Below are 12,333 nucleotides of genomic sequence, written 5' to 3' on the forward strand. Positions count from 1 at the left end.
CAATGTCGCCCAGATTGCCGGTCAGGTTCTACCAAAGGGTGGAGTGTCTTCACCCGGTGGAACAAGACGGGTGATCTTGGGCACGGACGGAACAAGCCGCTCCAGCAAAAGCTCATGGTCCCCTCATAGCGAGGAGCAGTGGTGATGAGCAGTCCGATGCCACAACCGGAGACAAGTCCGATCACGGCTTGCACGGTCAGTCGTGATGTTCAGAACTTCGACCTTTTGATCGAAGACATGGAAACCGCGCTTGGGGAATGTTGGGGCGATCTGGGCTTTGCCGAAGCACTGGCGTTTTTCGGGCAACCCGATGCCGAAGCTCTGGAATTCATCGCCCTTGCCTTGGATGAAAGCGACGAGGACAACCTTGTCCTGATGGGCGAGATCATCAGCCAAGCCAAGTCGCGCGACATCAAGGTCATCCTGATTGCCGAGGATGTAACACCCGCCTCTCTGCATCAATTGTTGCGCAAGGGCGCGGATGAATTTGTCCCCTACCCCTTGCCGGAACAGGAATTGCAGGCCGCCATCGACAGGATCCGGCGCACCGAGGAACCGGTTTTGCGCCCGGTCGAAGGCGCCAGCCCGCTGACATCGGGACATTCGAAAGAAGGCGCGCTGATCGTCGTGCATGGTCTGGCCGGCGGGGTCGGATCGACCACCATGGCCGTGAACCTGGCCTGGGAGCTTGCCAATCTCCAAAGCGGTGATCAGCAGACGGTGTGCCTGCTCGACCTGGATTTGCAGTTCGGATCGGTCTCGACCTACCTGGATCTGCCGCGACGCGAAGCAATCTACGAAATGCTCTCGGATACCGAGAACCTGGATGAAGAGGTTTTTGGTCAGGCGCTCATGAGCTTCGAGGACAAGCTGCAAGTGCTCACGGCACCCTCTGAAATGCTGCCTCTGGATCTGGTATCGCCCGAGGATATCACCCGTGTGATCGAGATGGCGCGCAGTCACTTTGACTATGTGATTGTCGATATGCCGTCCACGCTGGTCCAATGGTCAGAGACCATCTTGCAAATGTCGCATGTTTATTTCGCGATGCTTGAGCTTGATATGCGGTCGGCCCAGAACGCGCTGCGTCTGAAGCGGGCGTTGCAATCCGAAGATCTGCCGTTCAACAAACTGCGCTTTGCGTTGAACCGTGCCCCCAAGTTCACCGATCTGAGCGGAAAAAGCAGGGTCAAACGGATGGCCGAGAGCCTTGGCATCTCAATCGACCTGCAATTGCCCGATGGTGGCAAACCGGTGATGCAGGCCTGTGATCACGGCACGCCGCTATCGGCGTCGGTCGCGAAGAATCCGTTGCGACGCGAAATCGTCAAGCTGGCGACATCCTTGCACGAAATCGGACAAAGCGCGCCCAAGGCGGCCTGACCGCGGAACAATAACGAGTGAAAAGACGTGTTTTCCAAGTATAAAAAATCGGCCCCCGCGCCTGCGCCGGCACAGCCTGCAAACAATCCCGAAGCGGCTCCGGCCAAAGCGGATCAGCCGGCCCGGTTGCGACGGCCCACGCAAAAGCAGGCCGCCGAGACGGCGCCGATGGACAAGGAACGCAAGCGCAAGGAGCGGATGGGCGAGATCAAGGTCGAGTTGCACCGCGCCCTGCTCGAAAACCTGAACTTGGCCGCGCTGGAACATGCGACCGAAGCCGAGTTAAGGACCGAGATCAGCTCGATCGCGAGCGAAATCCTTGAAGAAAAGGGCATCGTCCTCAATCGGGACGACCGTCAAACGCTCAACAAGGAGCTTTATGACGAGGTTACGGGCCTTGGCCCGCTTGAAACCCTTTTGCAGGACGAAACAGTCAACGATATCCTTGTGAACGGTCCGCAGCAGGTCTTTGTGGAGCGCGCGGGCAAGCTGGAGCTTAGCGATGTGACGTTCAAGGACGAACGCCACCTCCTGCGCATCATCGACAAGATCGTCAGCGCTGTGGGACGGCGCGTGGACGAATCGAACCCCTATGTGGACGCCCGCCTGAAAGACGGCTCGCGTTTTAACGCGATGGTGCCGCCCATTGCTGTCGATGGCTCGCTCGTTTCGATCCGGAAGTTCAAAAAAGACAAGCTGGGCATCGACGATCTGGTGAATTTCGGCGCCTTTACCGAGGAAATGGCCGCATATCTGCAAGCGGCCGTCGCCACGCGTCTGAACGTGATCGTGTCCGGGGGCACCGGCTCGGGTAAGACAACGACGCTGAATGCGCTCAGCTCTTTCATCGACAATGCCGAGCGGATCCTCACCATCGAGGATACAGCGGAACTCCAACTCCAACAGACCCATGTGGGCCGGATGGAAAGCCGGCCGCCCAACGTGGAAGGCAAGGGCGAGGTGTCTCCCCGTGACTGTCTGAAAAATGCGCTGCGGATGCGTCCTGACCGGATCATCGTGGGTGAGACGCGCGGCGAGGAAGTCATCGACATGCTGCAGGCCATGAACACGGGCCACGACGGGTCGATGACCACGATCCACGCCAACTCCGCCCGTGACGGGATCAGCCGTCTGGAGAACATGATCGCGATGGCGGGGATCGAGATGCCGATCAAGGCGGTACGCTCGCAGATCTCCTCGGCTGTGAACCTGATCGTGCAGGCCAGCCGCCTGCAGGACGGGTCCCGTCGTATGACCTCGATCACCGAGATTACCGGGATGGAGGGCGATGTGATTTCAATGCAGGAGATCTTTCGCTACCAGCGTGTCGGGCTGACACCAGACAACAAGATCATCGGTCATTTTACGGCAACCGGCGTGCGCAGCCATTTTTCAGAGCGGTTTCGGATGTGGGGGTATGACCTGCCGGCTTCGATCTACGAACCGATCAACGCGGGGTAAGAGTTATGGAAATCAGTGCAGAGCCGATTATCTACGGGCTCATTTTCGTCGGTGTTCTCGTCCTGGTCGAAGGGGTCTATCTGGTCGCCTTCGGCAAGTCGATCAGCCTGAACAGCCGGGTCAACCGCCGGCTGGAAATGATGGACAAGGGCACCGGGCGCGAGCAGGTGCTGGAACAGCTGCGCAAGGAAATGCAGCAGCATATGAAATCGCAGTCCATCCCGCTTTATTCGCTGCTTGCAGAAAAGGCGCAGAAGGCTGCGATTGCCTTTACCCCACAACAGCTGATCCTGGTGATGGCGGGGCTTGCCGCGATTGCCTTTGTCGGTCTGAGCATCGGAACGGAAACCGAACCGCCGGTGCGCATCGCGCTATCGATTGTGATTGGCGTGGGTGCGGTGTTCTTCTGGGTGTCATCGAAGGCCAAAAAGCGCATCGCCATGATCGAGGAACAGCTTCCCGACGCGGTGGAGCTGATGGTGCGCAGCTTGCGTGTCGGTCACCCTTTCGTGTCGGCCATCGGGATCGTCTCGAAGGAGGTGCAAGATCCGCTGGCCACGGAATTCGGTATCATCGCGGATGAAGCGGCCTATGGCCGTGACGTGGGCGAGGCGCTCAAGGAAATGGCCGAACGGCTGGATATCCAGGATATGCGCTTTCTGTCGGTCGCCGTGACGATCCAGCAGCAATCAGGCGGTAACCTCGCCGAGGTGCTGGATGGCCTGGCCAAGGTGATCCGGGCCCGCTTTCGCCTCTTCCGCCGCGTCAAGGCGATCACGGCCGAGGCGCAGTGGTCCGGCAAGTTCCTGTCGGGTTTCCCGCTCCTCGCCCTGATCGTGATCCAGGTTCAGGATCCGCACTACTACGACGAGGTGCTTGATCACCCCTATTTCATTCCGGCCTGCTTTATCGTCGGTATCCTTCTGACGCTGAACCTGATCGTGATGCGTTACCTCACCAACATCAAAGTCTGAGGCCCGGTCATGGATTTTCTGACATACGCCAACGATCTGCTCACCAGTTCCCTGGGACCTTTCGGCCCGCTTATCGCTGTCGGTGGTCTGGGTCTCTTTATGATCCTGCTGACCATTCCGATGCTGATGAACCAGCCGGAGGATCCGCTTAAAAAGCTCAAGCGCAACGCGAGTGTTGTCAAAGAGAAGAAGTCGGAAAAGGAACGTCTGCGCCAGGGTGGCCGGAACGAACAACTTGAACGCTTTGCCAATTTCCTTGAGCCGCAGAACGTGGACGAGCTGTCCGCGATCCAGCTCAAGCTGACCCAGGCCGGCTATCAGTCCAAGGATGCCGTGCGTGTCTTTCACGTCGCACAACTCGCACTTGGCCTGATCGGCCTTGTCGCGGGCGTGCTTTACGTCACTGTTCTGAATGCGGACCAGAATTTCGACACCCAGCAACTCATCATGTATACGATTGGACCCGGCGGTGTCGGATACATGTTGCCGAAATACTGGGTCACACGGCGCGTGGGGGAGAGGCAGGCCCAGATCACCGCCGGCTTCCCGGATTCGCTCGACATGATGCTGGTCTGCGTCGAGGCCGGGCAGTCGCTCGACCAGTCGATCATCCGAGTAGCCAAGGAACTGCGGGCGTCCTACCCGGCGCTCGCCGACGAGTTCGAGATCGTGTCCTACGAGATGAAAGCGGGCAAGGATAAGGCCACCGTCCTGCGTGACATGGGAACACGCTGCGGCGTTCAGGATGTCTCGTCCTTCGTGACCGTTCTGATCCAGTCCCAGACCTTCGGTACCTCCATCGCCGACGCGCTGCGGGTCTATGCCGGCGAGATGCGGGACAAGCGGGTGATGCGCGCGGAAGAGGCCGCAAACAAGTTGCCAACGAAGATGACCCTTGCCACAATGATGCTTACTGTGCCGCCGCTTCTGATCATCCTGGTCGGGCCTTCGGTGCACGGGATCACCCAGATGGGTCAATAAAGAGCAGGGACAGCGCGCGACATGGGACAGCGCGGATCGACGTGGAAAGGTCGCATTCTACTTATCTGCAGCCTCGCCGGTGTTGCCGCCTGCGGGGCGCCCGCCATTTCAGAAACCGAAGGCGGACCATATGCCCCTGGTATCGACCGCCGCGGGCAGGCTGTTGACGGTGTGGAGGTCGGCCATCGCCTGATGGCCGCCGGCGAATACGAACTGGCGATTGATGCATTCACACGCGCGGCCCTGGAAAACGGAATGACACCAGAGGTGATCTCCGGCCTTGGAACAGCCAATCTTGGCCTGGGACGCCTGGGACAGGCGGAAGAGCTTTTGCGCCGCAGTGTCCGAGAGGAGCCGGACTGGCCCGAAGCGTGGAACAACCTAGGCGTCGTTTTGATGGAAAGGGGTAAAACGGCAGAAGCCGTGCAAATCTTTCGAAAGGCCTTCGCGCTCGACAATGGCGAAAGCACATCAATCCGAGACAATTTACGCTTAGCGCTCGCAAAATCCGAAAATCGTGATAATACTGCTGGACAAATAGAAAACTATAAACTGGTGCGGCGCGGCAGCGGTGATTTCCTGCTTCGCGAGACACTATGAGGACAGAGCAGTAAAGGACGCACAAACATGCGCCACCCTATCCTTTTATCGGTGTGCCTGACCGGTGCATTCGCCTTATCGGCGTGCGGCGAGAAGAATGGCGACGAAACGGTTGAGCGGGCCTTTCAGGACGTCAATGTCATCGACGAAAGCAATCTGAACGACGTCATGCTGACCGTCGCGGACCCGAACGAAGCGGTCACTCATTTCCAACGCACCGCCAAGGACAATCCGGATCGAATTGATGCGCAACGCGGCCTTGCTCTTTCGCTGGTCCGCGCCCGCCGGATCAGCGAAGCCGTTCCGGCCTGGTCAAAAGTCGTATCGATGAAAGACGCAACGCCCGAGGACAGCGTGAACCTGGCTGATGCCCTGATCCGCGCGGGCGATTGGGATCGCGCCGAAAAGACGCTGGATGATATTCCACCCACGCATGAAACATTCAAACGCTATCGTCTTGAGGCGATGGTCGCGGACGCGAACAAGGAATGGAAAACCGCGGACAGTTTCTATGAAACTGCGCTTGGATTGACCACGCGCCCGGCGGGCGTTCTGAACAATTGGGGCTATTCCAAACTGACCCGGGGAGACTTCTCGGAAGCCGAGCGTCTTTTCACCGAAGCCATTCGCCAAGATGAGAGCCTGTTCACCGCCAAAAACAACATGGTGTTGGCGCGAGGCGCACAGCGCAACTATACCCTGCCCGTCATCCCGATGAGCCAGATCGAGCGCGCCCAGCTTTTGCATACCATGGCGCTTTCTGCGGTCAAACAGGGCGATGTCGAGACCGGCAAGGGGATCTTGCGCGAATCCATCGACACCCATCCCCAGCATTTCGAAGAGGCGGTGCGGTCGTTGCGCGCGCTTGAACAAAGCTGACATCATGACGATCCCCAGCGCGCAGGCCCTGTTTTTCCTGCCGTTCGTGCTCCCGATCTGCTTTTACGTGGCGTTCACCGATCTGCGCGAAATGCGCATCACAAATCAGGCCGTTCTTGTTCTTGGCGCGCTGTTTCTGGTCTTGGGGCTCTTTGTCATGCCTTTTGCAGATTATGGCTGGCGACTTGCTCAACTGGCCATCGTCCTTGTAATCGGCATTGTTCTCAATGCCGGTGGCGCGGTTGGTGCGGGGGATGCGAAATTCGCCGCAGCCGCTGCGCCCTACATCGCCGCAGGTGATTTTCGGCTCATCATCGTGATATTCGCTGCCAATCTTCTGGCAGCCGTCGCCACGCACCGACTTGCGAAATACACGCCCCTGCGCCGGATCGCTCCGCATTGGAAAAGCTGGGACAGGGGTTGGAAGTTTCCGATGGGCCTGTCTTTGGGAGGCACGCTCGCAATTTATCTGATCCTGGGCGTTTATCTGGGCGGCTGAGATCTTTCACCAAATCTAAATCATCGCTCCCCAAAATGCTTTGGGATACGGATCAGTTCGTTTACCATGTTCAGAAAAGACAAAGCAGTACAGAACATTATACAGGCTCCGTCATGAATATGCAGCCCACCGCCGTAATGGCGCCTCCGCCGCCCCGGAATATGTCGGAAATGAAACTCCCGATCGTCATGATGCGGGACATTTTGCTGAAGACGGTTTTCCGCAAAAACGTCGACATGGTCAGCGAGATTGCGGAAGCGATTTGTTTGCCCGTCACCGTGACGCAGGAATTGGTGGATCTCGCCCGCGAACAGAAACTGATTGAAGCGACGGGCACGCTGAATGCCAATAACGGCAATGAAATGGGCTATCAATTGACCGATGCCGGCAAGGCCCGGGCGCTCGACGCGCTGTCGCAATCGGAATATTTCGGCGCCATGCCCGTGCCGCTGGATGTCTATCGCGAACAGGTTGAGCGTCAATCCATCAAGAACATCCAGATCACCCGCGATCAACTGACCAGCGCGATGGGCCATCTGATCCTGCCCGACAGCCTGCTTGATCATCTGGGGCCCGCGGTCAGCGCAGGCCGTTCGATCCTGATGTATGGGCCACCGGGCAACGGCAAATCCTCGATCTCCAACGGCATTCGGGACGCGATGGGCGACAGGGTCTATGTGCCCTACGCCATTGAATATTCGGGACAAGTCATCACGGTCTATGACCCGATCGTGCATTCCGCGGCCGAAGTTCAAAAGGACGATCCCACCTCGCTCCGCCGCACGGGCAATCGCTTTGATACCCGGTATGTCTGCTGCGCGCGGCCAACGGTTGTCACAGGGGGCGAGCTGTCACTCTCGATGCTCGACCTGGTCTACAACCCGACCGCGCGGACCTATCAGGCGCCCTTGCAGCTCAAATCTTCGGGCGGCATCTTTATCGTGGATGACCTTGGCCGTCAGGAGGAGCCGCCGCAGGCTCTCGTGAACCGCTGGATCGTCCCCTTGGAGGAGAGCAAGGACATCCTTGGCCTGCAATCGGGCGAAAAGTTCGAGGTGCCGTTCGACACGCTGGTGATCTTCTCCACCAACTTCCACCCGAACGAGATCTTTGACCAGGCGGCCTTGCGGCGGATCTTCTTCAAGATCAAGATCGACGGGCCGAACCAGGAAAACTTCCTGAAGATCTTCGCCCTTGTCGCCCGCAAAAAGAATATGCCTCTGGACGAGGGCGCGCTGCTGCACCTGTTGAAGGTCAAGTATCCGACCATCGACAATATCTATGCCAACTATCAACCGGTTTTCCTGATCGACCAGATGATCGCCATCTGCGAGTTCGAAGGGATCCCCTACCAGATGACCCCGGACCTGATAGACCGCGCCTGGGCCAACATGTTCGTCAAAGACGAAACCATCGTGAAATGATCGGGGTTGCAGGATGCGGCCGGATGGGCAGACCCATGCTGGCCGCCCTGCGCCGCGCCGGATTGGAGGCCAAGGGCTATGTCGCCCGCCCTCGGAGTGCGGGGCGATGGCCGCCCATGTTACAAATGACCCTGCTCATTTTGCCGCGGGCCTGCAAACCCTCATCACCGTCGTGCGGGACGAGGAGCAGACCGAGGAGGTCCTCTTCAAGGCCCAGGGTTTTGCCGCAGCGCCGCGCCTTGAGACCATTATCCTCTGCTCCACGCTTTCACCCCAATATGTCCGCGCGCTGCCTGTGCGGGTGGCACGACATATCTCTCTGATCGACGCCCCGATGTCCGGAGCCCAGATCGCGGCGGAAGAGGCGCGCCTGTCTTTCATGCTGGGCGGCGCCGCGGGACTGCTTGACCGTCACCAGCCGCTCTTTGACGCGATGGGCGCCCACTTTCACCGGATGGGAGCTTATGGCGCAGGCATGCAGGCCAAGGTCCTCAACAACCTCCTGGCCGCCTCCAACACCGCGATGACGCGGCTGGTGCTCGACTGGGCCGAGGCCTCTGGGATCGAGGAGCGTGCCTTGCTGGATCTGATCCAAACCTCCTCGGGCCAGAATTGGTTCGCCTCACACTTTGACGATATTGAATTCGCCCGCGACGGCTATGCGCCCGACAATTCGATCAGCATCCTCGTCAAGGACATCGCATCGGCCCTCGATGCGGCACCACCGGATGCAGATATCGCGCTGCCGAAGACGATTCAAACCGCCATCCTCAATTTGAAGACGCGGTAACCCTCTTTTTTTTGGTTACAAATATCCTGGGGATCGCCTTTGTCGCGCCATTGGTCCGACAGATAATGGCACCGGGCTGGCCCTCAATCCGACATCCGCTACATTCCCGCCATGCGCGTATTGCCCGAAATGTTCCAGACCTGGTTTTCCAGCAAAGGCTGGTCCATCCACCCGCACCAGCAGGAGATGCTGAACCGTGCCAGCGATCCAGCCCTTCTGCTGATCGCGCCCACAGGCGGCGGCAAAACGCTTGCCGGCTTCCTGCCCACTTTGGTCGATCTGGCAGAGGACCCGGCAGACGGCATGCACACGCTCTACGTCTCGCCGCTCAAGGCACTGGCGGCGGATATCAAACGCAACCTGACCACGCCCGTCGAAGAGATGGGCCTGCCCATCCGCATTGACGACCGCACCGGGGACACGCCTGCCAGCCGCAAGAAACGCCAACGCGCCGACCCGCCGCATATCCTGCTCACCACGCCAGAAAGCCTCGCCCTCCTGACCTCCTACGAAGATGCGCCGCGTATGTTCGCGGGCCTCAAACGCATCGTGGTCGATGAGATCCATGCGCTCGCCGAAAGCAAGCGGGGGGATCAGCTCATGCTCGCCCTCGCCCGGCTTCAAAGCTACTGCCCCGATCTGCGCCGGGTCGGACTCAGTGCCACGGTGGAGGACCCGCACGCCATCGCCCATCAACTGGCCCGTCATCCCGATCCTTGCGAGATCCTGCATGCCGATCCGGGTCCCGCCCCCGATATCCGCATGCTGGAAACCGAGGAAAAGCCCCCCTGGGCCGGCGGGGGCGCCGCCTATGCCATCCCGGCGGTGCTAGAGCAGGTGCGCCAGCACAAGACCACGCTCATCTTCCACAACACCCGCGCGCAGGCGGAGCTTTTCTTCCATAACCTGTGGCTTGCCAATGAAGACGCCCTGCCCATCGGTATCCATCACGGCAGCCTCGACCGGGTACAGCGCGAGCGGGTCGAGGGCGCGATGGTCCGCGGAGAGCTGCGCGCGATCGTCTGCACCGGCAGCCTCGATCTGGGGATCGACTGGGGTGATGTGGACCTGGTGATCCAGATCGGCGCGCCCAAGAACGTAAAACGCCTCGTCCAGCGGATCGGGCGGGCCAATCACCGCTACAACGCCCCCTCCAAGGCGTTGCTGGTACCTGCGAACCGGTTCGAGGTCGTTGAATGCTTCGCCGCTCTGGACGCCGTGCGCACTGGTGATCTGGACGGGGACCCGCGCGGCTCCGGCCCGCTCGACGTGCTCTGCCAGCATATCCTCATCGCCGCCTGCGCGGGACCCTTCGATGCCGATGCGCTCTATGCCGAGATGACCAGCGCCGGCGCCTATTCCGCTCTGGATCGGGAAACCTTCGACGCCTGTCTCGATTTCTGCGCGACCGGCGGCTACGCCCTGCGCGCCTATGATCAATGGCAGCGGATCGTGCTGCGCGACGGGCTCTGGCATCTGCGTGACCCGCGCGCGGCACAACGCATCCGGATGAATATCGGCACGATCCAGGACACCGACACGCTCAAGGTGCGTCTGAAACGCAATCGCGGCGGCAAACCATTAGGCGAGATCGAGGAAGGCTTTGCCGCCACCCTCACCCCCGGCGACACGTTCCTGATCGGCGGGCAGATCGTCCGCTATGAGAGCCTGCGCGAGATGACGGTGGAGGTCACCCGGCGCGCCGACAAGAAGCCCAAGATCGCCACCTTCATGGGTACGAAATTCGCCACCTCCACCCAACTCAGCGCCCGCATTCTTGACATGTTCGCCCAGGACAACTGGCCGGCCCTGCCCAAGCACACTGCCGACTGGCTGGCCCTGCAGCGGGAGGTCTCGCAATTGCCCCAGAAAGGCCGCCTGCTGATCGAAAGCTTCCCCCATGACGGACGCGAGCAGATGGTCGTCTACGGCTTTGCCGGACGCAATGCACAGCAAACCCTTGGCCTCCTTCTTACCAAACGGCTGGAGGAGATGGGGCTGAACCCGCTGGGCTTCGTTTCTACCGACTATGCGACGCTGATCTGGGGACTGGACGCCATGCAGGACCCCGCGCCGCTTTTTGATATCGCGGCCCTGCGCGACGGGCTCGACACTTGGCTGGCTGGAAACGCGGTGATGAAACGCACCTTCCGGGCCAGCGCGACGATTGCCGGGCTGATCGAGCGCAACACGCCGTCCGCGCGCAAATCCGGGCGGCAGGCAACGTTTTCGTCGGATATCCTTTATGACACGCTTTTGAAATACGACCCCGACCACCTGATGATGCGCATCACGCGGGAGGAAGCGTTGCGCGGCCTCGTTGATTTCGGCCGGATCGAGGAGATGGCAGAGCGCGTCGAGGGTCGCATCGACCATCTGCAACTGGACCGCGTGACCCCGCTGGCCGCCCCTCTCTTCCTCGAACCGGGGCGGGTGCCGATCAAAGGGCTGGCCGAAGAACGTCTGCTCGCGGAGGAAGCGGATCGGCTCATGGAACTGGCGGGGCTTGGGGAACTGCCCGAACCGCCCAAGCCGCAATGGCGGGTTCCCTTCTAGACGCGATTTCAGCTTGATCTGACCGGCGCGCTGCGGCAGGAACGGATCATGAACTTGCATGAGTTTTCCTTGGCAGGCGCAACTCTCAAGGCGCTGGGATCCGGCGCGTTGTGGTGGCCGGATCAGGCGCTGCTTTGCGTGTCGGATCTGCATCTGGGCAAATCCGAGCGGATCGCGCGGCGTGGCGGGGCTGCACTGCCCCCCTATGAGACACGCGACACCTTGAGCCGACTTGCGAGTGATCTTGCGCAGACTGAGGCCAAGACGGTGATCTGCCTTGGCGACAGCTTCGACGATCTCGGCGCGGCGATGGCGCTGCCGGAGGAAGAACGACTGTGGATTGCCCGGCTCCAGGCCGGACGCCGGTGGGTGTGGATCGAGGGCAACCATGACCCCGGCCCCGTCGATCTGGATGGCGAGCACCTGGTCGAGCTTTTCCTTGCGCCGCTCACCTTCCGCCATATTGCCGAGGATGGTGCAGACGGAGAGATTTCCGGGCACTATCATCCAAAGGCTGACATCCCGACGCGGGCGCGCATGATCTCTCGCCCGGCCTTTTTGGTGGACCAGAGCCGGGTGATTCTACCGTCTTACGGCACCTACACAGGCGGTCTGCGCTGCACGTCAGACATCCTTGCCCGCCTCATGCGCGAGGACGCTCTTGCCATCCTGACGGGGCCCGCCCCCAAGGCGGTGCCGATGCCGCGCCTCAGACATGTGTGACGGGCCAGAATGATATCGGATCGCCTCGAAACCAAGCTGCGTCAAAGCTTTGCCGCGCAGAGT

11 protein-coding genes are annotated in these 12,333 nt (G+C 60.2%); all 11 read left to right on the forward strand.

Features of this window, described 5'->3' with window-relative positions:
• Positions 1 to 144 precede the first annotated feature (144 nt).
• Positions 145 to 1,383, forward strand: coding sequence for an AAA family ATPase (locus tag CFI11_RS17185; RefSeq protein ID WP_130408115.1), 1,239 nt, complete (start codon positions 145 to 147; stop codon positions 1,381 to 1,383).
• Between the two features lie 27 nt (positions 1,384 to 1,410).
• Positions 1,411 to 2,844, forward strand: a complete 1,434-nt coding sequence (locus CFI11_RS17190) for a CpaF family protein (protein ID WP_130408117.1) — start codon at positions 1,411 to 1,413, stop codon at positions 2,842 to 2,844.
• Positions 2,845 to 2,849: 5 nt separating this feature from the next.
• A complete protein-coding gene (locus tag CFI11_RS17195; protein WP_130408119.1) occupies positions 2,850 to 3,818 on the forward strand; it encodes a type II secretion system F family protein in 969 nt (322 codons plus the stop codon).
• Positions 3,819 to 3,827: 9 nt separating this feature from the next.
• The gene (locus CFI11_RS17200) at positions 3,828 to 4,799 is read left to right on the forward strand and encodes a type II secretion system F family protein (RefSeq protein WP_130408121.1); all 972 of its coding nucleotides are present in this window, start codon (positions 3,828 to 3,830) and stop codon (positions 4,797 to 4,799) included.
• A gap of 21 nt (positions 4,800 to 4,820) precedes the next feature.
• A complete protein-coding gene (locus tag CFI11_RS17205; protein WP_130408123.1) occupies positions 4,821 to 5,399 on the forward strand; it encodes a tetratricopeptide repeat protein in 579 nt (192 codons plus the stop codon).
• A gap of 27 nt (positions 5,400 to 5,426) precedes the next feature.
• Complete coding sequence (locus CFI11_RS17210; RefSeq protein WP_130408125.1) at positions 5,427 to 6,278, forward strand: lipopolysaccharide assembly protein LapB; 852 nt, start codon at positions 5,427 to 5,429, stop codon at positions 6,276 to 6,278.
• A gap of 4 nt (positions 6,279 to 6,282) precedes the next feature.
• Entirely contained in the window at positions 6,283 to 6,777 is a 495-nt protein-coding gene (locus tag CFI11_RS17215) for a prepilin peptidase (RefSeq protein ID WP_130408127.1), read from the forward strand.
• A gap of 113 nt (positions 6,778 to 6,890) precedes the next feature.
• On the forward strand, positions 6,891 to 8,201 hold the full coding sequence (locus CFI11_RS17220; RefSeq protein ID WP_130408129.1) for an ATPase: 1,311 nt from the start codon (positions 6,891 to 6,893) through the stop codon (positions 8,199 to 8,201).
• Positions 8,202 to 8,307: 106 nt separating this feature from the next.
• Positions 8,308 to 8,991 carry an NAD(P)-dependent oxidoreductase gene (locus CFI11_RS17225; protein WP_254448945.1) on the forward strand — a complete coding sequence of 228 codons (684 nt, stop codon included), beginning with the start codon at positions 8,308 to 8,310 and terminating at the stop codon, positions 8,989 to 8,991.
• A 111-nt stretch (positions 8,992 to 9,102) separates the two neighbouring features.
• Positions 9,103 to 11,547 carry a ligase-associated DNA damage response DEXH box helicase gene (locus tag CFI11_RS17230; protein ID WP_130408131.1) on the forward strand — a complete coding sequence of 815 codons (2,445 nt, stop codon included), beginning with the start codon at positions 9,103 to 9,105 and terminating at the stop codon, positions 11,545 to 11,547.
• A 48-nt stretch (positions 11,548 to 11,595) separates the two neighbouring features.
• Complete coding sequence (gene pdeM, locus CFI11_RS17235; RefSeq protein WP_130408133.1) at positions 11,596 to 12,270, forward strand: ligase-associated DNA damage response endonuclease PdeM; 675 nt, start codon at positions 11,596 to 11,598, stop codon at positions 12,268 to 12,270.
• Positions 12,271 to 12,333: the final 63 nt, after the last annotated feature.

This window comes from Thalassococcus sp. S3 (assembly GCF_004216475.1).
Taxonomy (GTDB): Bacteria; Pseudomonadota; Alphaproteobacteria; order Rhodobacterales; family Rhodobacteraceae.